This window comes from Amycolatopsis ponsaeliensis (assembly GCF_030182635.1).
Lineage (GTDB): Bacteria > Actinomycetota > Actinomycetes > Mycobacteriales > Pseudonocardiaceae > Amycolatopsis > Amycolatopsis ponsaeliensis.
This window is the reverse complement of sequence record NZ_JAPZLD010000008.1, coordinates 82,975-104,118: the sequence shown is the minus strand read 5'-3', so window position 1 is coordinate 104,118 and position 21,144 is coordinate 82,975. Positions and strand designations below refer to the sequence as shown.

The window sequence follows — 21,144 nt, the reverse complement described above, 5'->3', positions numbered from 1 at the left end:
ACACACCACGTGTCCGCACCGGGTTTCGCCCCGGACACCACCGCCGGGAATCCCCGCCCGGCCGGTTCGACGACTTCCGGAGGTCTTGATGAGTGTCCACGCTGCCCTCGTGCGGCCGGTTTTCGGAACACCGCGCGGGCGGCACGCCAAGCCCCGCGCCACGTGGCCGCGCGTTGCCGTCAGGACGCTCTTCCTCTTGTGCGCGGTGATCTCCGCCGGTGCCGTCGTCGGGGCCGGCTGGCCGCCCGTGCTGCTCGTCGTGCCCGCCGCCGCGCTCGTGCTGCTCGTCGCCGGCGTCGTGAAACTGCGGACCGCGACCCGGAAGATCGACACCATCTTCGCCGAAGAACTGTCCCGGGAAACGCCTGCCGAAAACGCCGTGAGCGTCGAGATTTCCTGACCTCCGGAGCATTTCCGCACCGCCACAAAACTGCTCCTCGGCAAAGGGATGACACCCCTGGTGACCTCACCCGGCCCCGGCGTACAACGGGTCGGGCACGGCCACCGCAACGCTCGTGAGGCGTTCCAGATTGGGGAGTCAGCATGGCCGATCCCACCACCCCCGCGCCGCCGGTCGAGCTCGACCGGGTCCGCACCGAACTGGCCGCACAGGGCCACCCCTGGGTCATGGGCGAGAACTCCATGACCATTCTCGAAGAAGACCAGCGCCGGCACCGCCTGGGCGTGCCGCTGCCGCCGGAGAGCGAACGGCGTGAGCTGGAAACGCAGGCGAAGTCCCTCACCGCCGGAGAGGCCGCCCGCGCCGGCGCGGTTTCCGGGGCCGGTGCCCCCGCGCAGTTCGACAGCCGCAACGCCGGCGGCGCCAACTACGTCACGCCGGTCAAGGACCAGGGCGACTGCGGTTCGTGCGTCTCGTTCGGCACGGTCGCCACGATGGAGACGGTCGCCGCCTACACCCGCGGGCAGCCGGGCCTGAAGCTCGACCTGTCCGAGGCGCACCTGTTCTACACCCACGGCGCGAACGACAACGCGACCTGCGACACCGGCTGGATGCCCGACCGGGCGCTGAAGGCCTGCCACGACGTCGGCATCACCTACGAGGACTACTTCCCGTACAGCCCGCGCAACCGTTCCGGCGCCAAGCTGAACGCCGACTGGCCGAACCGGCTCGCGACCACGCCGTCCTACACCGCGCTGACCGGCAACCCGGCGGCGATGAAGGAGAAGCTCGCCGCCTGTGGCGCGCTCATCGCGTGCTTCCTCGTGTACCAGGACTTCTTCTCCTACAAGACCGGCGTGTACCGCCACGTCACCGGCGGGCTGGCCGGCGGCCACTGCGTCACGCTCGTGGGCTACGACGACGCCCAGGGCTGCTGGATCGCGAAGAACAGCTGGAACACCAGCTGGGGCGACGGCGGCTTCTTCCGGATCGCCTACGGCGAGTGCGGCATCGAGACCTGGCAGGTCGAGCAGGTCGGCGCGGTGAACCTGCGCTCGTGGAGCGGCTCGACGTCGGTGCTGGGCCTGTGGAGCAACGACCAGGACCGCAACACCTGGGCGTACCTGAAGGACCTGGGCTGGCTCCACCTCGCCGCCGACGACGAGGTGATCAACAAGGCGATGCTCACCGAGCTCGTCGTCGCGAAGCAGGGTGGCCGTCCGGTCAACGCGTTCAACAACAACGGCACGATCATCGAGACCTACGTCTTCTAGGAGCCGTGAGATGACCGCATCGACAAGCCCCTCCACCGCTCCGACGGCGGTGGCGCCGACCGCCAGTCCCGACAGCGCGCCGCAGCCCCTCACGCCGGACCAGCTGCACGCCACGACGACGTCGCTCACGGTCGAGCCCGGCGCCGAGCCGGTGCTGAGCCCGCCGGATGCCCCGCAGACCGTCGCCGCGGCCACGACCGCCGCGGCCTGGCAGTCGAACAAGAAGGTGCTCGCGCTCTGGACGAACAACGCCGACCGCAACGGGTACGCCTACGTCGACGGCGTCGGCTGGAAGCGCCTCGCGACGAACAGCGACAGCGTGCACGAGGCGCTGCTGGCCCTCGCGTCGTCGGGCCGGCTGGCCGGTTCGATCACCTATCCCGAGGCCGCCGACGGGCTGATCCACGAGATCTACCTCTGGTGAAGGTCCTCACGCTCGAAGCCGACGGCGCGGCGGCGGACGTCGCGCCCGGCGAGCGGCTGGAGCTGCGGTTGCCCGAGAACGCGGGCACCGGCTACCAGTGGGTGCTGGACGGCCCGGAGCCGCCGCTGCGGGTGGTCGAGGAGACTCTCCACCCGGCGGCGGACCGGGCCGGCGGCACCGGGGAGCACCGGTTCGTCCTGCACGCGGACGGGCCGGGCGAGACGACGCTGGTGGCGCGCCACGCCCGCCCGTGGGACCCGGAGACCGAGCTGCACAGTTTCCGGCTGACGGTCCGGGTGCGTTAGCCCGCGTCCTGCCACGGCTCGAAGCTGCGCAACAGCAGCCTGACCTGTGCCGGGTCCCGGACCTCCGCCTCGACGCCGCCCGGCATCGCGATGATCAGGTGGGTGTCCCGCGCCGCGCAGCCGGCCGCCGTCGCGGCCAGGACCGCCGCCCCGCCGCCGTCGACCGCCGTGGCCATCGTCAGGTCCACCACCAGACGGCGGGCCCCGGCGGCGTAGGCGTCTTCGACCGCGTGGTGGTAGGCGGGGGCCAGGCCGCCGTCGAAAACCCCGTCGACCGACAGAATGACCTCGTCTTCGAAGAGAACGCTGCGAAGTGTCATCGAGACCTCCTGCCAACCGGGTTTTTCCCACCGGTGCGGGTTCTTCGTCAAAGGTTACGTCAAGTACCCGCGCGGGTGCAGGCTGAGAGCGTCACGGCTCGACGTCGAGGAGGACGGACCATGGGCGACCCGCTCCCCCGGTTTTCTCTTTTGATCAACGGAAAAGCGGTCGGCGCCCGCTCCGGCCGGACGTTCGGCTCCCCGAACCCCTACACCGGCGAACCGTGGGCGGTCGTGCCGGACGGCAGTCCCGAAGACGTCGACGACGCCGTCGCGGCGGCCCGCGCGGCGCTCGACGGCGAGTGGGGCGCGACCACCGGCTTCGCGCGGGCCGCCCTGCTGCGCCGGCTCGGCGACCTCATCGGCGAGCACGCCGAGCGGCTCGCGCGGCTGGAGGTCAACGACTCCGGCAAGCTCTACCGCGAGATGATCGGCCAGCTCACCGGGCTCGGCGGCTGGTACCACTACTTCGCGGGCCTCGCCGACAAGATCGAGGGCCGCCAGATCCCGGCGCCGAACCCGGACTACCTCGTCTACACCCGCCGCGAGCCGGTCGGCGTCGTCGCGGCCATCACGCCGTGGAACTCGCCGCTGCTGCTGCTCACCTGGAAGCTCGCGCCCGCGCTCGCCGCCGGGTGCACGGTCGTGGTGAAGCCGTCCGAGCACTCACCCGTTTCGACGCTCGGCCTGGCCGAACTGATCACCGAGGCCGGGTTCCCGCCCGGCGTGGTCAACGTCGTCACCGGGCTCTCCCGCGAGACGGGCGCCGCGCTGGCCGGGCACCCGGGCGTCGACAAGGTCGCGTTCACCGGGTCGACCGCCACCGGCCGCGCGGTCGCCGTGGCCGCCGCGCGGAACCTGAACAAGGTGACGCTGGAGCTGGGCGGCAAGTCGCCGCAGGTGGTGTTCCCCGACGCCGACCTCGCCGCGGCGGCCAACGGCGTCGTCGCCGGTGTGTTCGCCGCGACCGGCCAGACGTGCATGGCCGGGTCGCGGCTGATCGTGCACGCCGACGTCCACGACGAGCTGGTCCGCCTGGTCGCCGAGCGCGCCGCGGCGATCCGGCTCGGCGACCCGAACGAGCCGGGCACCGAGATGGGGCCGGTCGCGAACGCGCAGCAGTACGAGAAGGTGCTGCACTACCTGGAGACGGCGAAGGCCGAAGGCGCGACGGTCGTCTGCGGCGGCGAGGCGGACCCGGCGCTGGGCGGGCTGTTCGTGCGCCCGACCGTGCTGACCGGGGTGACGCCGGAGTCGACGGTCGTGCGCGAGGAGGTCTTCGGCCCGGTGCTGGCGGCGCTGACGTTCACCGATGAGGCCGAGGCGATCCGCCTGGCCAACGACACGCCGTACGGCCTGGCCGGTGCGGTGTGGACGAAGGACGTGCACCGCGCCCACCGCGTCGCGGCGAAGCTCAAGGCCGGGACGGTGTGGATCAACGCGTACCGGGTCGTGGCGCCGTCGGTGCCGTTCGGCGGGGTGAAGAACTCCGGCCTGGGGCGCGAGAACGGCGTCCACGCGATGGACGAGTACCTGGTGGACAAGGCCGTCTGGGTCGAGCTGACCGGCGGCACGCGGGATCCGTTCACGCTGGGCTGAAGACGCGCCGAACGGGCGAAGGATTCCCTCTCCCCACTTAAAGGTATAGCCGACCCCGGGGCTTGCGGCAAGACCCCGGTGCGGGTCCACAATCCGGGCTCACCTTTTTCTGCGAGGGGATTCCTTCATGCGTGTGCTGCTGTCCACGATCGGGTCACGGGGCGAAGTGCAGCCGGTGCTGGCGCTGGCTTCGGAACTAAGAGCCCTCGGGCAGGACGTCCGCCTGTGCGTGCCGCCCGATTTCCGGGACTGGCTCGAAGAACTGGGCTTCGACGTCGTGCCGATCGGTCCCGAGCTGCGCGGGACGGCGTCGGCGCACCGGGACAAGCCGACGCCCGAACAGATCCGGAAGTCCACCGAGGACACCGTCACGACCCAGTTCGAGACGATCGGCGTCGCCGCCGCGGGGTGTGACGTCCTGGTCGCCGGCGGCGCCCTGCAGTTCGCCACCCGCTCGATCGCGCAGCGGTCCGGCGCCGCCTACGTCTACGCGAGCTTCTGCCCCATCACCCTGCCGTCCGATCTGCACGCGCCGCCGCCGATGCCGTGGCGGACGCCCGGAAAGGCGGAGAACCGCGCTCTTTGGGACGAAGACGCGCGGCGCTGGAACGCCTTTTTCGGCGGAAAGGTGAACGAATACCGGGCGGCGGCCGGCCAAGCTCCGGTCGATGATCTGCCGAGTCACGTCTTCGGCGACCGCCCGTGGCTCGCCGCCGACGCCGCGCTGGCGCCGTGGCCCGAGCCGGGCGACCCGCGGGTCGTCCAGACGGGGGCCTGGATCTGGCCGGACGAACGGCCCCTGCCGGACGAGCTGCTCGAGTTCCTCGACGCCGGCGAGCAGCCGGTGTACTTCGGGTTCGGCAGCATGCGCGCGCCGGGCGAGGTCGCCGTGGCCGCGCTCGCGGCGGCGCGGGCACACGGCCGCCGGGCGATCGTCGCCCGCGGCTGGGCGGACCTCGTCGCCGACGACGCGCCGGACTGCCTCGGCATCGGCGAGATCAACCAGCAGGCCCTGTTCAAGCGGGTCGCGGCCGTCGTCCACCACGGCGGCGCGGGCACGACGACGACGGCGGCCCGCGCGAGCGCCCCGCAGGTGGTCGTGCCGCAGATGTACGACCAGCACTACTTCGCCGGCCGGGTCCGTGACCTGGGCCTGGGCGCGGCGACCGAGCCGGGCGTGCCGACGGCGGAAGGACTGACTTCGGCGCTCGAAGTCGCACTGCGCCCCGAAGTGGCGACGCGGGCGCGGGAGTTCTCGGGCCGGGTGCGCGCGGACGGCGCGAGCGTCGCGGCGCGCCACCTGCTGGCGACGGTGCCGCTCGCGTCCGCCTGAGGTGCCGGTTTCCCGGGGGCGCCGTTCGACCGGAGCCGAGCTACGGCAGGTACGGCCGGAGCGTCGCCGCGGTCACCCGGTCGAGGAGCCGGTCCGGCAGGACGCGGGTGAGGCGCGTCAGGAAGGCGGCGTCGCGGCCGATCGTGTAGCGCGTGCGCGGCCGCCGGGCGGTGGCGGCCTTGGCGACGATCGCGCCGGCCTCGTCCGCGGGCATGCCGGCCCGTGTGAACCGCTGCGAGTGGGCGACGACGGCCTTCACGAGCCCGCCGTACCGCTGCTGGTGTTCGGGGTTCATCTTTTCGGCGAGGCCGGTGGCGGTGGCGGCGCCGCGGTCGCCCATCTCGGTGCGCACAGCGCCGGGCTCGACGACCACGACCTGCACCCCGTGCGGGGCGAGTTCCCGGCGGAGCGAGTCGCTGACCGCTTCGAGCGCGAACTTCGTCCCCGCATAGGGCCCGTAGGTGGCCATCGCGACCTTCCCGCCGACCGAGCTGATGTTCACGATCCGGCCGCGGCTGCGGTGGAGGAACGGCAGCAGCGCCTGCGTGACGGCGATGTGCCCGAACAGGTTGACGTCGAACAGCCGCCGCCACTCGTCCAGGGGCAGCGCTTCGACGGGGGCGTTGACCGAGATGCCCGCGTTGTTGACGAGGGCGCGCAGCGGGCGGCGCCCCGGATCGGCGGCGACGCGGCCTGCGAGCGCCTCGACGTGCTCGGGTCGCGTGATGTCGAGCAGGACCGGCTCGACGCGGCCGGCCCGGATCGCGTCGCCGTCGGATTCGCGGCGGACGCCGGCGAGGACGTGGTAGCCGCGCGCGGCGAGTTCGCGGGCCGTCGCGGCACCGAGGCCGGTCGAGGCGCCGGTGACGACCATGATCTCGTTTTGATCTGACACTGTCATATGAACCACTATGCGCAGCTCATGTGACACTGTCAACTATGCTCGGCGTCATGGTGACGCGAGCCGAAGCCGCCGCTGCGACCCGGAGCGCCCTCGTGCGGGCCGCGTCCGAACTGCTCGACGAGGGTGGCCCCGACGCGGTGACGCTCCGCGCGGTCGGGGCCCGCGCCGGCGTCTCCCGCGGCGCGCCGTACGGGCATTTCGAGGACAAGCAGCACCTGCTGACCGCGCTCGCCGTCGACGCGTGGAACTCGGTGGCGGACGAGGTCGAACAGCTGCGAGCCGACCTCGACGTCACCGCGAGCGCCCGGCTCGAGCGAGGCCTGCTGACGCTCATCGGAGTCGGCCGCCGGCAACCGCACCTGTACGCGCTGATGTTCAGCACCCCGGTGGGCGGCGACCCGGTGGCCGCCGCGGCGGCGACCCGCGTGGAGAACGAGTTCCTGACACTGGTCGCCGACGTGGTCGGCGAAGAGGACGCGCGCCGGTATGGCGCGCTGCTGATGTCGAGCGCGCACGGGATCGCCGGGCTGGAGCTCAGCGGCCACCTGACGAAAGAGAAATGGACGGTCGAGGGCGACGAGCTCGTGCGCATGCTGGTCTCCGCGATCCGGCCCGGCTGATCACGGCCGGCGCACCACCGGCTTGTCTCCGGGCCGCCCGCCTTTCCAGGCCTCGATGGAGATCTCCGTCACCACGTGGCCATCAGGGACCGGCTCCCAGCGAACCCCCGTGTGGAAGTCATCGAGGAAGCCGATGTGGAGCCCGAGCCGATAGTCTTCGCTGGGCATGCTCCAGCCGCTTCCGCCCCGGAAACCGGCCTGGGCAGCCTGGGCGAAGAGCACCTTCCGCACCGCTTCTTCGGTACCCGGGCGGAGGGTCTGGACGGTCAAGTGGGGATCGAAGGCGATGACGTTGTAGCGCTGGCGCGATTCGTGGACCACTTCACCGTCACGGGCGCCGATCCGGTCGGCGAGTTCCGAGAACTCGCGGAACCGGCGGCGAGCGGTCCAATCGCGGTTGTGGCCGGACAGGCCGACGACGACAGTCAGGACGAGCGCGATCAGGAACGCCCACAGGAGCCACCACAGGTTTCCGGTCGTGAAGCAGAGCCCAGCAGCGAGCGGGGCGTAGAACAGCAGCAACCACCAGCGAGCGCGCATGTCCCCTCCCGAGCCGATGGTAGGGAGGGCAGTCAGCGCAAGTCCAGCCACAGGATGCGGAGCCCGACGTCGCCGTGGTCCGGATGGCGGAACGCTCCCGGCGCCGTGCCGAGCGTGACGAACCCGAGGCTCTCGTACAGCCGGATCGCCGCCGTGTTCACCTCGACGACCGCGTTGAACTGGACCGCCGCGAACCCGCTGTCCCGGGCCCAGGCGACCAGATCCGTGGCGAGGGCACGGCCGACTCCCGTGCCACGCGCCTCCCTCGCGACCATCAGGCTGCCGGAAGCGACGTGGCTGCCGGGCCCGGGCCGGTTGGCGTACATGTTCGCGGTCCCGGTCACCCGCTCCCCGTCCCCGGCGACCACCACCCGGGCCGGCGGAGCGAGCAGCCAGCTCCGCCGGGCCTCGGGTTCGGTCATGGCGGGGTCGTAGGGGAACGTCCGCTGCTCGGTGACGACGTCGTGGACGATCGGCCAGATCCGCGGCCAGTCGTCGTCGCGGGCCTCCCGGATCACGCCCGCACCGCCGCGCAGAGTTCCGGGACCACCGTCTCGATGTCTTCGCGCAGCACGAAATCGGCTTCCTCGTCGTACGGCGTGGGCTGGTGGTTGACGATCACCAGCGTCGCCCGGGACTGTAGGGCGATCGTGCACAGCGACGCCGCCGGCTCCACCTGCAGCGAGCTGCCGATGGCCAGGAAGACCTCGCTCGCCGCGGCGACGCTGCGCGCGCGTCCGAGGATCTCGCCGTCCAGTGTCTGTCCGAAAAGGACGACGTCGAGCTTGAGGATCCCGCCGCACTCCGGACACCTCGGGTCGTCCTCGCCGCGCTCCAGCACTTCGGTGGTCGGGAACCGCGCCGGGCAGGCGGTGCACGCCGTGGTGTGCATGGAGCCGTGCAGTTCGAGGACCTTCCGGGCGGCGAGGCCGGCTTTCTGGTGCAGGCCGTCGACGTTCTGGGTGAGCACGCGCACGGCGACCCCTTCGCCGTCCAGGTCGGCGAGGGCACGGTGGGCGGCGTTCGGCTCGGCGCGCCAGGCCGCGTGGCCGGCGTAGCTGCGCCAGAACTCCCGGCGCACGGCGGCGTCGGCCAGGAAGTTCTGCAATGTGAAGGCGTTCACGGCGCTCGGCGAGCGCGTCCAGACGCCGTCGGGCCCGCGGTAGTCGGGGATGCCGGACGCGGTGGAGATCCCCGCACCGGTCAGCACGCCGATCAGCCGGGCGCCGCGAATCCGGTCGATGAGGTCCATGGACCGGAGGTTAACGATCCGCCGCCGCTGCGACGACCGGATTACCGTGCCCTCAGCCGCAACGCCAAAGCCGGGCACGCGGCCGCCGCGCGCCGGGCCTCTCCCACCAGCTCCGGCGGCACCGGGCCCGACTTCACGATCGGGTAACCCCACTCGTCCAGCCGCACCGCCTCGGGCAGCAGGTCCGCGCACAGGCCGTGCGCCCGGCACCCGATCGGGTCCACCGTCACCTTCACGCCACACTCTCCAGAACCCGGCACCGGCCACCGGCCGAGTGCGCCGCCACATCAATACCGAACACCTGCAACGCGCTCGTCGCGAGCCGCGCCGCGCCGTCCGGGTGCGCGCACGCCCCGCGGCCGGTGAGCAGCGGCAGCCGGCGGGCCAGCCGGGCCGTCGAGGGACCGCCGCGGAGCAGTTCCGCGAAGTCCGCCGCGATCGCCGGGAGGCCGAACATGCACGGCCCGCACTGCCGGGCCGACTCGGCCGCCAGGAACGCCAGCACCTTCGCCGTGTACTCGAGCCCGCACGCCCGGGCCGGCAGCGCGTACACCGCCGGGATCCCCGACACGCCGGCCGCGAAATCCGACGTCCAGGTCCCGCCGTAGCCGCCGGTCAGCACCGCCTGGACCGGCTCGGTCTCGCCGCCCGCCGCCGCCAGCACGGCGGCCACGGACGCTCCCGGAGCCACCTCCACGACCCCCGGCCGCCGGACGGCACCGGTGACCGTGACCAGGTCCCGGCGGGCGGAAAGGTAGTGCTGCGGGCCGAGGAGGATCGCCAAGGCCAGCTGCGCCAGCGTTTCGACGTTGTCCACGAGCGTCGGCCGGCCGCGGACGCCGCGCTGGTCGGGCCGCGGCGACTTGCCTAGCGGCCGCGCGTCCCCGGACGTCAGGTGGTGGACGAGCGCGGTCTCCTCGCTGGCGACGTACCGCCGCGGGATTTCCTCGACGCGCACCGGCACGCCGTCGTCGCGTTCGGCGAGCGCCGCGAAGACGCTCGGCAGCACCGGGCTGCCCGCGTGCACGCACAGAATGGCTTCCCCGGCACCGATGGCGTGCGCGGCGAGCTGCAGGCCGTCGAGCACCAGGTGCGGGGACAGCGTCAGCAGCGCGGCGTCCTTGTGGCTGAGCGGATCGCCTTCGCACCCGTTCGCGACGACGATCGAGCGTGGCGCGCGGGCCGAGCGCAGCTTGACCGCGGTCGGGAAGCCCGCGCCGCCGCGGCCGCGCAGGTCCGCCGCGGCGACGGCCGCGATCAGCCGGTCGCGGCCGTCGTCGCCGTGGTAGGCGACCCAGGGCAGGACGCCGTTGCGGCGCCGGTGGCCGGCCAGGTCGAGGCGGTGGGGCGGCAGGATGGTCATCGGGTGCCTCCGAGCGGCGAGAGCTTGCGGGTCGCGGTGTCGGCGTCCTGGCGGGTGGCCCGGAAGGCGACGCCGGCGAGGACGGCCAGCACGCACAGCACGTCGAGGGCGACGATCCAGCCGTACGCGGCGTCGTTTTCGGCCATGCCGAAGCCGTGCACCAGGGCGACCGGCCAGCAGAGGTAGGCCAGCCAGTGGACGGCGCGCCAGGCCCGCGGCGGGATGCGCGTGCGCAGCAGGCTGGTGACGACGATCGCGAGCAGCAGATCGATCGCGACGGCGCCGAAGCCGACCCAGAGCGGCTGGTAGGCCGAGCCGAACGGGACGACGACGTCGAGCCAGCTGAGCGAGACGTAGCCGTCGAGGATCGCCGACGCGATGTGCGCGCCGAGGAACGCGAGGCTGGTCAGCGCGAGGTTCCGGTGCAGGGCGGCGACGGTGAACCGGGGCCACGCCCGCGTCGCGAACCGGCCGGCGCCGAGCGCGCCGAGGACGACGACGCCGGTGAAGAGCACGAGCGACACGAGACCGGTCGCGCGGCTGAAGTACCAGACGGCGGAGCTCATGCGGCTCTCCTTTCGGCGGGCCAGCCCGGCGTCGTGACGACGTCGCCGGCGTCGGAGGTGAGCCGCGCGGGCAGGCGGCGCTGCTCGAGCCAGCGCGGGGCATCGGCCCCGAGGACGATGGCGGCGGTGCTCGCGGTATTGGCGTCCACAGTGGACTTGGCCGCGACGGTGACGGTGCGCCACAGCGGTTCCGCGACATCGCCGGTCCGCGGATCGACGATGTGGTGCACGGTGCGCCCGGCGTGGCGCCAGCGCCGACGGGTGGTCCCGGAGGTGGCGAGGCCGCCGGTGGTGAGGGCGACTCGGGCGGCCGGCCGGGCGACGGCCTCGGCGTGGTCATCGCCGAGCGCGACCTGCCAGCCGCTGTGGGGTTCCGGACCGGCTACGTGGAGGTCACCCCCGAGGTTGACGAGGGTCCCGCACCCGAGGGCGGCGTGGATCCGGCGCGCGGCCCGGTCGGCGGCGAGGGCTTTGGCGGTGGCGCCGAGGTCGAGCTGGACGCCGCGCGGGAGGACGACCAGGCGAAGGGCCGGGTCGAAGAGCACCCGGTGCCAGCCGGGCGCGGGGCTCGGGTCCGCCGGCCCACCCGATGTCTTGAATGAGTCATTCAGGTCTTCGGAGGTCCTGAATGACTCATTCAAGACCGGCTCGGCCGCCCCGCCGCCCGGCCAAGCCGAGCCAGGCCGATCGCCGCCGGGCGCGGCTGTCCCGGCCGTCGACCGAGCCGGGCCGGCGGCCGCGCCACCAGTGAGCAGCGCGAAGTCCCGGTCGTAGCCCAACGCCCGCACCGCGGCACCGACCGTCGGGTCCACCAGGCCCTCCGTCAACCGGGCCGCGCGCAATGCCGCTCGCAATGCCTCCGCCAGCACCTCACCGACCCGGACCTGACGGCCGGCCTGCTCGTGCAGCCGGGAAATCTCCGAGTCCGCCCGGAACCGGCTGCACGCCAGGTCGATCTCCGCCAGCTCCGAACGCAGCAGCGAAGCCGCCTCCGAAAGCCGTCCAGGGTCGGTGACCACCACCGAAGCCGTCGTGCCCAGCGCGGGGAACGCCCTCGCCGCCGTGGTCACGACGCGCCCGAGCCCGTGTGGGCGCTGCCCGAGCCGGAGCTCACGCCGCTGTCGGAGGACTGGAGCTGGTCCTGCGTGCCGACGGAGTCGGAAGTGCTGGTCGAAGTGGTCGAGTCGGTGGCGGACGCCGTCGAAAGGCCGAAGCCGATCGCGCCGGCCGTGGCCGCGCCCAGCACCGCCACCGTCGCGGTGACCAGGGCGGCCTTGCGCCTGCCGTGCTCGCGGCGAGCCGCCGCGCCTGTCGTGTCGGGTTCCATGGGACCGAGTCTCGGCGCCGTTCCTTTGAACGACCTGGGAGCGACCTGTCAACTCCCTGGCCGTCCACAATGGACACAGTGGACACGACGGAGACCTACCTTAGGAGGTTGACACCGGAAAGCCATTAACCCACTCTTTCCGTTGTCCGCCGGAGGTTCCCTGGTGTTCACGAACCGGACCACATCAGGGCACGAAGCGGCTCCGTGGAGCGGACATCATGAGGCGCCCTCACCCGCCACCGTTGGAGGACCCATGATCCGCAAGCGGATCTTCGCCGCGTTCGCCGCCGCCACTCTGGTCACAGCCGGTGTCGTCACCGCGGCCGTCGTCACCGGAACGGCCGAACCGACCGCGGTGCAGCCGACCGCCTCGGTGGTGCCGGCGTTCGACCACATCGTCCTCGTGATGTTCGAGAACAAGAAGTACTCCTCGATCAACGGCAGCTCCAGCGCCCCCTACTTCAACACCCTCGCCTCGCAGAGCGCGAAGTTCACCAGCTCCTTCGCGATCACCCACCCGAGCCAGCCCAACTACGTCGCCCTCTTCTCGGGCGCGACGCAGGGCGTCACCGACGACTCCTGCCCGGCCGACCTCGGCGCGAGGGCCAACCTCGGCCGGCAGCTGATCGACGCCGGCAAGACCTTCAAGGGCTACTCCGAGGCCATGCCCTCGGACGGCTACACCGGCTGCTCCAGCGGCACCTACCGGCGCAAGCACAACAGCTGGGTCGACTTCTCCAACGTCCCGGCCGCGAGCAACGTCCGCTACTCGAGCTTCCCCACCGACTTCACCCAGTTGCCGACCGTCGCCTTCGTGACGCCGGACATGTGCAACGACATGCACGACTGCTCGGTCGGCACCGGCGACACCTGGCTGAAGAACCACCTCGACGCCTACGCCCAGTGGGCCAAGACGCACAACAGCCTGCTCATCACCACCTTCGACGAGGACAGCGGCACGTCGGTCAACCAGATCTTCACCAGCTTCACCGGCGCGAACGTCAAGGTCGGCAGCTACAGCGAGTCGATCAACCACTACACCGTGCTGCGCACGATCGAGGCGTCCTACGGCCTGCCGGGCATCGGCGGCGCCGCGAGCAAGTCGCCGATCCTCGACGTCTGGCAGTAACCGCGTGTACCTCTCCACCATCGGCCGCCGAGAGCACGCCGCGAAAGGCAAGCTCTCGGCGGTCGGCGCGAACGTCTTCGCGCTCGGCGCCGTCAGCCTGGTCACCGACGTCTCTTCGGAGATGGTCACCGCGGTGCTGCCGGTGTACCTCGTGCTCGGGCTGCACCTGAGCCCCGCCGCGTACGGCCTGGTCGACGGCCTCTACACCGGCGCGACGGCGCTGCTGCGGATCGTCGGCGGGTACGTCTCGGACCGGATCCGCCGCCGCAAGGTCGTCGCCGGCGCGGGCTACGCACTGTCCGCGGTGGCGAAGCTCGGCCTGCTCGCGGCCGGGGCGTCGGCGACCGCGATCGGCGCCGTCATCACCCTCGACCGCACCGGCAAGGGCCTGCGGACGGCGCCGCGCGACGCGCTGATCACCCTCTCGACGCCGGAGCCGCTGCTCGGCCGCGCCTTCGGCGTGCACCGGGCGATGGACAGCATGGGCGCGTTCGCCGGGCCGCTGGTCGCGCTCGCCGTGCTGGCGGCGGTCGGCGCGACGAACCCCGAGGCGTTCGACGCGGTGTTCGTCGTCAGCTTCTGCGTCGCCGCGATCGGCGTGCTGCTGCTCGTGCTGTTCGTCCGCGACCACCGGACACCACGGCCCGCCAACCCGGTCTCGCCCCGCGCCGCGGCGGCCCTGCTGCGCGGCAGCGGTGTGCGGCGCCTGCTCGTGGCAGCGTGCGTGCTCGGGCTGGCCACGGTCGGCGACGGGTTCGTCTACCTGCTGCTGCAGCACAAGGAGGACATCGCGACCGGCTGGTTCCCGCTGCTCGCGGTCGGCACCAACCTGAGCTACCTGCTGCTGGCCGCGCCGCTGGGCGTGCTGGCCGACCGCGCCGGACGGCTGCCGGTCGTTCTCGGCGGCTACGGCGCGCTCGCGCTCGTCTACCTTCTGCTGGCGGGGCCGGTGTCCGGCTGGCCGTTGTTCGCCTTGGCGCTCGCGTTGTACGGCGCGTTCTACGCGGCGACCGACGGCGTCCTGATGGCGCTGGCCGGTCCGCTGCTGCCGGAGTCGTTGCGCACCACGGGGATTTCGCTGGTGCAGACGGCGCAAGCGCTTGCGTACTTCGCGTCGTCCGTCCTCTTCGGACTGGCCTGGCAGTTCTGGGGTGCCGGGCTCGCGATCGGCATCGCCGCGGGGGCGGCGGTGGTCGCGATCGCCGTGACGTTCGTGGTGCTCTCGCCCCGGAAGGCGGCCTCGTGAAGACGCGGATCCTGATCGCCGTCGCCGGTGTGCTCGTGCTGGCCGGGGCGGCGGTCGCGTACGTCGGTTTTGCCAGCGCGCGCAGCCACGACGTCGCCGCGACCGGCGTCGTCAGCCTCTCCCCCGGCCCGCGGCTGCTGTTCCGCAGCACCGCCGACGCCGACCGCGGCCACGTCGCGACGGTGTCCGTCACCGACCCCGGCGGCGCGCGGACCGTGTCGCCGCTGTCCTGCAACCGGGTGTACGCCGCCGGCGGCACCGGGCTCTGCCTGCGCCAGGACGGCGACCTGACCACCTACCAGCTGGCGGTGCTCGACGCGAACCTCGCGGTGAGCCGGGAGATCCCGCTGGTCGGGCTGCCGAACCGGGCCCGGGTGTCGGCGAGCGGCCGGATGCTCGCGTGGACGGTGTTCGTCACCGGCGACTCGTACAACGGCGGCATGTTCTCCACCCGCGCCGGCATCCTCGACACCGCGACCGGCGACCTGGCCGGGACCCTGGAGGACTACGCGGTGACGCTCGACGGGAAGCCGTACCAGGCCGCGGACCTCAACTTCTGGGGCGTCACGTTCACCCGCGACGACCGCCGGTTCTACGCGACGATGTCGACGGCCGGGCACCGCTACCTCGTCGCGGGCGACTTCGCCGCGCACACGATCCGGACACTGCGGGAGAACGTCGAGTGCCCTTCCCTTTCCCCCGACGGGACCCGCGTCGCGTTCAAGTCCGCTGTGGACGACGACCCCGCGAAGGGCTGGCGGCTGTCCGTTGTGGACTTGGCGACGTCGGCGGTGACGCCGCTGGCCGAGACCCGCAGCGTCGACGACCAGCCGGCGTGGCTCGACGACCACACGATCGGCTACGGCGTGCCCCGCGGGCCGGGCCACGCGGACGTCTGGTCGGTCCCGGCCGACGGCTCCGGCGCGGCCCGGCTGCTGATCCCGGACGCGGAGTCCCCCGCGGCGCTCAGCGACGGTCGTACTGGGCGATGATCACGCCCTTCGTGGTCGGGACACTGCTGGTGAGCGTGAACTCGGTGAGCGGCGCGGGTCCCTCGAACAGGCGCAGGCCCGCGCCCAGGGTCAGCGGATGGATCAGCAGCGTGTAGCGGTCGACCAGGCCGGCGGCGTGCAGGGAGTGCACGAGCGAAGCGCTGCCGATCACGGACAGGTCGTTCCCGGGCAGCGCCTTCAGCTCGGCGACGGTCTTCTCGGCATCCCCGGCGAGCAGCACGGAGTTCTGCCAGGCCCCGGCGTCCTCGAGGGTGGTCGACGCGACGTACTTGGTGACGCCGTTCATGTGGGTGGTGAAGGGGTTGCCGTCCTCGCGCCCGCCCCACGCGCCGATGAAGTCTTCCCAGGTCCGCCGCCCGAAGAGCATGTCACCGGGGCGGCTCATGCCCTTGCCCATCTCGCGGGCCATGACGTCGTCCTGGTAGCCGTTGCCCCAGCCGCCGTGGCTGAAGCCGCCGCGGGTGTCCTCGTCGGGCCGGCCGAGGCCCTGCACGACGCCGTCGAGGGTGACGCTCATGGTGACGCTGATCGAACGCATGGGGTGTCCTTCCGTCCAGGTGGCTGGTCACCTCCTGTACGAACGGCGGAGCCGCGGATCGACAGCGGGTCAGTCCATCTTGCGCAGGCCCTCGAGGATGCGCCGCATCAGCTCGCCGTCCGGGGCCGCGAACGCCAGCCGGGGCGCCAGGAAGCGGCCCGAAGACGGGCCGGCCGGCGGGATCGTGCGCGGCACGCGCCACGGCAGCCGGTCCGGCGACGTGTCGCGGCCGGTCTGTTCCGGGATCGGGAGGGTCGGCAGCGCGATCGTGCCCGCCTCGGCGAACCGCCGGGCCGCCTGTTCGAAGCGGAGGCGGGCCTGGATCCCGGCGACCGTCCAGTCCGGCTCGGGGTCCGGCTCCGCGCCGGCGGTCGCCCGGCGAGGACGGCGTTCGAGCGTGATGGCCCAGGCCGCCGCGGCGAGCACGGGGAGCAGCAGGCCCGCGATGATGGCGAAACCGGACAGGGCCGCGGCCATCAGCAGGCCTCGGCGACGGGTAGCAGCATGGCGTTCACTTCCGGACTTGCGGTTCTTCCGAAGCATGGCCGACACCTGGATATTCGACGTGAACGAATGTTTCGCGGACCCCGGAACCCCATCATGAACGACGGGCAACGCTCCCGCAAGCGGCCGAACGGGGTGGTCCGTCCGGACGGGAAACCGCAGGTGGGAGCCGGTTTCAGGGTAGCAGCGACGAGCCCCTCACCCAGTAGTACGGGCGTCGGCCGCGTCCGGTTCACTTTATCTTTTTGTACGTCCTGTGTACGCCGTCGCGGCAAACTCGCCGAATGCGCATTACGACCATCCTCGTGGCCGCGACGCTGGCGCTCACCGGGCTCGCGTCCCCGGCACTCGCCGCCGACGGCAACCCGCTCGAGAAGACGAACGGCTTCTACGTCGACCCCGGCTCCAACCCGGCGGTGTGGGTCCGCGACCACCCGGACGACAGCCTCGCGGGCCCGATCAGGACGTCCATCGCGACCAAGCCGGGCGCGCGCTGGTTCGGCAACTGGAGCGGCGACGTCCGCGCCGCGGTCGACGGGTTCACCTACGCCGCCGACGTCGCCGACAAGCTGCCGGTGCTGGTCGCCTACAACATCCCGGGCCGCGACTGCGGCGGCGATTCGAGCGGCGGCGCGGGCAGCCCGCAGGCCTACCGCGACTGGATCTCCGCGTTCGCCGACGGCATCGGCGGCAAGCCGGCGGTCGTGATCATCGAACCGGACGCGCTCGCCCAGCTCGACTGCCTGCCCGGCGACGCCCGCCAGACCCGGCTCGACCTGCTGAACTACGCGGCGACGCAGTTCGCGCAGAAGGCGCCCAACACCTGGGCGTACATGGACGGCGGCAACGCGACGTGGATCCCGGCGGCGACGATGGCCTCGCGGCTGAAGTCGGCGGGCGTGCAGTCCATCCACGGGTTCGTGCTGAACGTGTCGAACTTCTACACCACGGCCGACTCGACGACGTACGGCAAGGCGGTCGACGCGGCTCTGGGCTATACGGCACCGTTCGTCGTGGACACCAGCCGCAACGGCAGCGGCCACGGCACCGATTCGGAGTGGTGCAACCCGCCGAAGCGCAAGCTGGGCGCCCCGTCCCAGCTCGGCGGCGGCCCCGAGATGCAGCTGTGGATCAAGGTCCCGGGCGATTCGGACGGCAGCTGCGGCTACGGCACGGGCATCCCGGCGGGCACGTTCAGCCCGGCCCTGGCCACCCACCTCATCAAGGGCGACTGACCAGCGAGCAGCTGCGGGCCAGGTCGGCCGGGGTCGCGCCGGCCGGACGCGCGATCGTCCCCGAAGCCGGCGGACGCACCCCGCGCAGCCACCCGCCAAGCGCGTCGAACGCCGTCCGGAAGCACGGACCCAGTGGCCTCAGCTGGTCCGGATACACGTCGACCAGCCCGTCGACGTGGTTGCCGTCGACCACCCGGTAGTACCGGTGCAACGACCCGCGTCCCGCCGACGTGATCATCCGGTCGTACACATCGGAGTCCCGGGTGATCGGCAGCAGCGTGTCCAGCGTCCCGTGCAGCGTGAGCAGCGGCTTGCCGATCCGCCCGGTCAGCGAGATCCGCTCCACCGCTCGCGCCACCGAAGCGGGCCGCGAAGCATACGCGTAGTCCGCGTCACAGGACGGCGTTCCCGAAGCGCAGAAAGGAGTTCCGGCCGACAGCGAACCATCGAACGACGGGTCCACTTCCTCCCGGTAGATCCGCTGGGTCAGGTCCCAGTAGACGCGGTAGTGGTAGTCCCACAGGAATTCCGAGCCCGGCGCGAACCCGGCGTCCAAAATGGACTGGTGTGCCGACGGCGACCCCGCCGCGTAAGCCGGGTACGCCCGCAGCGCCGGCGGCAGGAACGTGAGCAAGTTCGGTCCATCGGCACGCCACAGCGTCCCCTCCCAGTCGACGCCCCCGTCGTAGAGCCACGGCCGGTTCTCCAGCTGCCACCGCACGAGGTACCCGCCGTTGGACAGCCCGGCGGCCAGCGTCCGCGTCACCGGACGGCGGTAGTGCGAAGCCGCGGCCGAGCGGGCGGCCAGCGTCAGCTGCGTGACGCGCGTGTTCCACTCGGCCAGCGCGTCACCCGGCCGGACGCCGTCGTCGTAGAACGCGGCGCCGGTGTTGCCCTTGTCGGTCGCGGCGAACGCGTAGCCCTCGGCCAGGGCCTGGTCGCCGATCGCGCGGTCGTTCGCGTACTGCCGCCGCACGCCCGGCGCACCGGAGACGACGAGGCCGCCGTTCCAGTGTGACGGCAGGCGCAGCACGAACTGCGAGTCGTGGTTCCAGCCGTTGTTCGTGTTCGCCGTCGAGGTGTCCGGGAAGTACCCGTCGACCTGCACGCCGGGCACCCGGCCGTACGTCGGCAGCCACGCCGACGTCAGCCCGGCCCAGTCCGCCTCGACGGTGTGCCCGGACGCGAGCGTGCCGGTCGTCGTCAGGTCGTCCAGGCACGCCGACACGGACTTCTCGGCCCCGGGCATAGCCACCCGGCAGCCCCCGGCCGAAGCCGACGCCGATGCGGGCAGCGCCGCCGCGAGCGCCCCCGCCAGAACCACGACCAGCCATCTGCGCACGGTCCACCTCCGGTCTCGTTGGAACAGAACCCAAGCGCGTGCCCCCGGCGAGAGCCATCCCGCCGGTCACCATGAATCGCCCCGGGGATGTGGTGGACGGCCACATGGTCCGAACCAGCGGACCGTCCTAGCGTCGCTGGAAACCCCTCTCAACGACGAGAAGGACGCCACCATGCGCAAGCTCGCCTTCGCCGGACTCGCCGCGATCACCGCCGCCGTGCTCACCACTGTCGGGGTGGCCTCCGCCGACCCGCCGCCGTCGTCCCTGGTGCAGGTGTCGAGCTTCGGGGCCAACCCCGGCGCGCTGGCGATGTACACCTACACGCCGTCCGGGCTGGAAAGCGGCCGCCCGGTGGTCGTCGCACTGCACGGCTGCACCCAGAGCGCCGCGGACTACTACGCCCACTCCGGCTGGCCCGAGCTGGCCGACAAGTGGCGCTTCGAGGTCGTGTTCCCGCAGCAGTCGACCGCGAACAACTCGCTGAAGTGCTTCAACTGGTTCTCCACCGCCGACGACACCCGGGGCAACGGCGAGGCCGCGTCCGTCAAGTCGATGGTGGACAAGGCGGTCGGCGATCACTCCTCGGACCGCTCGCGCGTGTTCGTGACGGGCCTCTCGGCCGGCGGCGGGATGACCGCGGACCTGCTCGCCGCGTACCCGGACGTCTTCGCCGGCGGCGGGATCAACGCCGGGCTGCCCGCGCAGTGCGCCACGAGCGTCACGCAGGCGACGAGCTGCCAGCAGAACAACCAGAACCTGACTCCGGCGCAGTGGGCGTCGAAGGCCACGGCGCAGTACCCGGGCTACGGCGGGCCGTGGCCGCGCGTGGCGATCTGGCAGGGCACCGGCGACTACACGGTCTACCCGGTCAACGGCACCGAGCTGCGCGACCAGTGGACCGCGGTGCACGGGCTCTCCCAGACGCCGACGAGCACCCAGTCCCTGCCCGGCGGCACGACGCTGACGAACTACGGCGACAAGGTCCAGCTGTACTCGATCGCCGGCATGGGCCACGGCACCGCGGTCGACCCGGGCACCGGCGCGACGCAGTGCGGCAGCACCGGCGCGTACTTCCTCGCCGGCATCTGCTCCAGCTACTACACGGGCGTGTTCTTCGGGCTGGACAAGGGATCCGGGACCACGCCGACCACCACTCCGCCGACGACCACCACGACTCAGCCCGCGGGCACGTGTGTCAACGCCAGCAACTACGCCCACACGCAGGCGGGCCGCGCGCACCAGAGCGCGGGTCAGGTGTACGCCAACGGCTCCAACCAGGCGATGGGCCTGTGGAACACGTTCACCACGCACGCCCTGCGCGAGACGTCCTCGGGCTACTGGGTCCTCGCCGACGGGCAGTGCTAGCCGAAGATCGGCATCGGGTTCAGGTTCTCGTACGCGGTGGGGGGCGGCCCCGCCGCCCCCCCCCCCCCCCCCCGGGGAGCAGCGGGCCGGGGCGCCATTAAGCAGGCCGGGCCCCCGCCCCCCCCGGCGCGCCCCCGCCGGCCCCGCCGCGCGACCGCCTCGGCGGGCGCGCGGCGCCGGTCGGCGAACTCCGGTCCTTCGAGGACCCCCATGAGACCCGGCTCCTCGACCCGCCACTCGCCGAAGCGGTGGAACGTGCGGGTCAGCGCGCGGCGGCTGTCCGGGTCGGCGAGCGCGGCCCGCAGCTGCCCCTCGCATCGCTCCACCTGACCGGCGAGCACGGCCGCGAGGAGGTCGTCGCGGGACGGGAAGTGCCGGTGGACGGTCGCGGGCGCCAGGCCCGCGCGCCGCGCGATCTCGCGCACCGGCAGGTCCGGGCCGTGCCGCGCGAACGCCGTGTGCGCGACCGCGACGAGGTGCCGCCGGTTGTCTTCGGCGTCCGCCCGGCGTTTCCGAGTCAGTTCGTCGCGCACGGCTCTCACTT

The 21,144-nt window shown here is 72.3% G+C and carries 26 protein-coding genes; 12 read left to right on the top strand and 14 right to left on the bottom strand.

What is annotated here, in order from left to right; genetic code table 11:
- Positions 1 to 88 precede the first annotated feature (88 nt).
- The 4 genes from QQ657_RS14185 (at position 89) to QQ657_RS14170 (ending at position 2,403) form a co-directional block, all read left to right on the top strand.
- Positions 89 to 400 (top strand): hypothetical protein, encoded by a 312-nt coding sequence (locus tag QQ657_RS14185; RefSeq protein ID WP_284742577.1) that lies wholly within the window; start codon positions 89 to 91, stop codon positions 398 to 400.
- 143 nt (positions 401 to 543) lie between these two features.
- Positions 544 to 1,674, top strand: a complete 1,131-nt coding sequence (locus QQ657_RS14180; protein ID WP_284742576.1) for a C1 family peptidase — start codon at positions 544 to 546, stop codon at positions 1,672 to 1,674.
- 10 nt (positions 1,675 to 1,684) lie between these two features.
- Positions 1,685 to 2,098, top strand: a complete 414-nt coding sequence (locus QQ657_RS14175) for a hypothetical protein (protein WP_284742575.1) — start codon at positions 1,685 to 1,687, stop codon at positions 2,096 to 2,098.
- The gene (locus tag QQ657_RS14170) at positions 2,095 to 2,403 is read left to right on the top strand and encodes a protease inhibitor I42 family protein (RefSeq protein WP_284742574.1); all 309 of its coding nucleotides are present in this window, start codon (positions 2,095 to 2,097) and stop codon (positions 2,401 to 2,403) included. The genes QQ657_RS14175 and QQ657_RS14170 overlap by 4 nt, the downstream gene beginning before the upstream one ends.
- On the opposite strand, the gene QQ657_RS14165 is transcribed toward QQ657_RS14170, so the two are convergent.
- Positions 2,400 to 2,723 (bottom strand): STAS domain-containing protein, encoded by a 324-nt coding sequence (locus QQ657_RS14165; protein WP_284742573.1) that lies wholly within the window; start codon positions 2,721 to 2,723, stop codon positions 2,400 to 2,402. The two genes, QQ657_RS14170 and QQ657_RS14165, sit on opposite strands and share 4 nt — an antisense overlap.
- A gap of 120 nt (positions 2,724 to 2,843) precedes the next feature.
- Here QQ657_RS14165 and QQ657_RS14160 point away from each other — a divergent pair, with 120 nt between their 5' ends.
- Together QQ657_RS14160 and QQ657_RS14155 are read left to right on the top strand one after the other, a co-directional pair.
- Complete coding sequence (locus tag QQ657_RS14160) at positions 2,844 to 4,322, top strand: aldehyde dehydrogenase (protein ID WP_284742572.1); 1,479 nt, start codon at positions 2,844 to 2,846, stop codon at positions 4,320 to 4,322.
- Positions 4,323 to 4,449: 127 nt separating this feature from the next.
- Complete coding sequence (locus QQ657_RS14155; protein WP_284742571.1) at positions 4,450 to 5,655, top strand: glycosyltransferase; 1,206 nt, start codon at positions 4,450 to 4,452, stop codon at positions 5,653 to 5,655.
- Positions 5,656 to 5,695: 40 nt separating this feature from the next.
- On the opposite strand, the gene QQ657_RS14150 is transcribed toward QQ657_RS14155, so the two are convergent.
- Positions 5,696 to 6,556, bottom strand: a complete 861-nt coding sequence (locus QQ657_RS14150; RefSeq protein WP_284742570.1) for an SDR family oxidoreductase — start codon at positions 6,554 to 6,556, stop codon at positions 5,696 to 5,698.
- Between the two features lie 50 nt (positions 6,557 to 6,606).
- On the opposite strand from QQ657_RS14150, the gene QQ657_RS14145 reads away from it, so the two are divergent.
- A complete protein-coding gene (locus QQ657_RS14145; RefSeq protein WP_284742569.1) occupies positions 6,607 to 7,179 on the top strand; it encodes a TetR/AcrR family transcriptional regulator in 573 nt (190 codons plus the stop codon).
- On the opposite strand, the gene QQ657_RS14140 is transcribed toward QQ657_RS14145, so the two are convergent.
- Genes QQ657_RS14140 through QQ657_RS14105 form a run of 8 tightly spaced genes read right to left on the bottom strand, consistent with a single transcriptional unit; the run spans position 7,180 to position 12,227 of the window.
- Positions 7,180 to 7,701, bottom strand: coding sequence for a PX domain-containing protein (locus QQ657_RS14140; RefSeq protein WP_284742568.1), 522 nt, complete (start codon positions 7,699 to 7,701; stop codon positions 7,180 to 7,182).
- Positions 7,702 to 7,751: 50 nt separating this feature from the next.
- Positions 7,752 to 8,237, bottom strand: a complete 486-nt coding sequence (locus QQ657_RS14135; protein ID WP_284742567.1) for a GNAT family N-acetyltransferase — start codon at positions 8,235 to 8,237, stop codon at positions 7,752 to 7,754.
- Positions 8,234 to 8,971 carry an SIR2 family NAD-dependent protein deacylase gene (locus QQ657_RS14130; protein WP_284742566.1) on the bottom strand — a complete coding sequence of 246 codons (738 nt, stop codon included), beginning with the start codon at positions 8,969 to 8,971 and terminating at the stop codon, positions 8,234 to 8,236. Before QQ657_RS14130 ends, QQ657_RS14135 begins: the two co-directional genes overlap by 4 nt.
- 41 nt (positions 8,972 to 9,012) lie before the next feature.
- Entirely contained in the window at positions 9,013 to 9,207 is a 195-nt protein-coding gene (locus QQ657_RS14125) for a ferredoxin (protein WP_284742565.1), read from the bottom strand.
- Positions 9,204 to 10,334, bottom strand: coding sequence for an NADH-ubiquinone oxidoreductase-F iron-sulfur binding region domain-containing protein (locus tag QQ657_RS14120; RefSeq protein WP_284742564.1), 1,131 nt, complete (start codon positions 10,332 to 10,334; stop codon positions 9,204 to 9,206). The genes QQ657_RS14125 and QQ657_RS14120 overlap by 4 nt, the downstream gene beginning before the upstream one ends.
- Positions 10,331 to 10,900 carry a ferric reductase-like transmembrane domain-containing protein gene (locus QQ657_RS14115; RefSeq protein WP_284742563.1) on the bottom strand — a complete coding sequence of 190 codons (570 nt, stop codon included), beginning with the start codon at positions 10,898 to 10,900 and terminating at the stop codon, positions 10,331 to 10,333. The genes QQ657_RS14120 and QQ657_RS14115 overlap by 4 nt, the downstream gene beginning before the upstream one ends.
- On the bottom strand, positions 10,897 to 11,970 hold the full coding sequence (locus QQ657_RS14110; RefSeq protein ID WP_284742562.1) for an FAD:protein FMN transferase: 1,074 nt from the start codon (positions 11,968 to 11,970) through the stop codon (positions 10,897 to 10,899). Before QQ657_RS14110 ends, QQ657_RS14115 begins: the two co-directional genes overlap by 4 nt.
- Entirely contained in the window at positions 11,967 to 12,227 is a 261-nt protein-coding gene (locus QQ657_RS14105) for a hypothetical protein (RefSeq protein ID WP_284742561.1), read from the bottom strand. Before QQ657_RS14105 ends, QQ657_RS14110 begins: the two co-directional genes overlap by 4 nt.
- Before the next feature lie 253 nt (positions 12,228 to 12,480).
- On the opposite strand from QQ657_RS14105, the gene QQ657_RS14100 reads away from it, so the two are divergent.
- From QQ657_RS14100 to QQ657_RS14090, 3 genes are read left to right on the top strand one after another with little or no spacing between them, the layout of a single operon-like run.
- Positions 12,481 to 13,356 (top strand): alkaline phosphatase family protein, encoded by an 876-nt coding sequence (locus QQ657_RS14100; protein WP_284742560.1) that lies wholly within the window; start codon positions 12,481 to 12,483, stop codon positions 13,354 to 13,356.
- Positions 13,357 to 13,360: 4 nt separating this feature from the next.
- The gene (locus QQ657_RS14095; protein ID WP_284742559.1) at positions 13,361 to 14,602 is read left to right on the top strand and encodes an MFS transporter; all 1,242 of its coding nucleotides are present in this window, start codon (positions 13,361 to 13,363) and stop codon (positions 14,600 to 14,602) included.
- Positions 14,599 to 15,594, top strand: coding sequence for a TolB-like translocation protein (locus QQ657_RS14090; RefSeq protein WP_284742558.1), 996 nt, complete (start codon positions 14,599 to 14,601; stop codon positions 15,592 to 15,594). Before QQ657_RS14095 ends, QQ657_RS14090 begins: the two co-directional genes overlap by 4 nt.
- Here the strand turns inward: QQ657_RS14090 and QQ657_RS14085 are convergent.
- Both QQ657_RS14085 and QQ657_RS14080 read right to left on the bottom strand, forming a co-directional pair.
- Entirely contained in the window at positions 15,569 to 16,153 is a 585-nt protein-coding gene (locus tag QQ657_RS14085; RefSeq protein ID WP_284742557.1) for a dihydrofolate reductase family protein, read from the bottom strand. The two genes, QQ657_RS14090 and QQ657_RS14085, sit on opposite strands and share 26 nt — an antisense overlap.
- A 69-nt stretch (positions 16,154 to 16,222) precedes the next feature.
- Complete coding sequence (locus QQ657_RS14080; RefSeq protein ID WP_284742556.1) at positions 16,223 to 16,696, bottom strand: hypothetical protein; 474 nt, start codon at positions 16,694 to 16,696, stop codon at positions 16,223 to 16,225.
- Between the two features lie 245 nt (positions 16,697 to 16,941).
- On the opposite strand from QQ657_RS14080, the gene QQ657_RS14075 reads away from it, so the two are divergent.
- A complete protein-coding gene (locus QQ657_RS14075) occupies positions 16,942 to 17,892 on the top strand; it encodes a glycoside hydrolase family 6 protein (protein ID WP_284742555.1) in 951 nt (316 codons plus the stop codon).
- Here QQ657_RS14075 and QQ657_RS14070 read toward each other — a convergent pair.
- A complete protein-coding gene (locus QQ657_RS14070) occupies positions 17,879 to 19,216 on the bottom strand; it encodes a 3-hydroxybutyrate oligomer hydrolase family protein (RefSeq protein WP_284742755.1) in 1,338 nt (445 codons plus the stop codon). The two genes, QQ657_RS14075 and QQ657_RS14070, sit on opposite strands and share 14 nt — an antisense overlap.
- A gap of 190 nt (positions 19,217 to 19,406) precedes the next feature.
- On the opposite strand from QQ657_RS14070, the gene QQ657_RS14065 reads away from it, so the two are divergent.
- A complete protein-coding gene (locus QQ657_RS14065; RefSeq protein WP_284742554.1) occupies positions 19,407 to 20,600 on the top strand; it encodes an extracellular catalytic domain type 1 short-chain-length polyhydroxyalkanoate depolymerase in 1,194 nt (397 codons plus the stop codon).
- On the opposite strand, the gene QQ657_RS14060 is transcribed toward QQ657_RS14065, so the two are convergent.
- The gene (locus tag QQ657_RS14060) at positions 20,597 to 21,142 is read right to left on the bottom strand and encodes a TetR/AcrR family transcriptional regulator (RefSeq protein WP_284742553.1); all 546 of its coding nucleotides are present in this window, start codon (positions 21,140 to 21,142) and stop codon (positions 20,597 to 20,599) included. The two genes, QQ657_RS14065 and QQ657_RS14060, sit on opposite strands and share 4 nt — an antisense overlap.
- Positions 21,143 to 21,144: the final 2 nt, after the last annotated feature.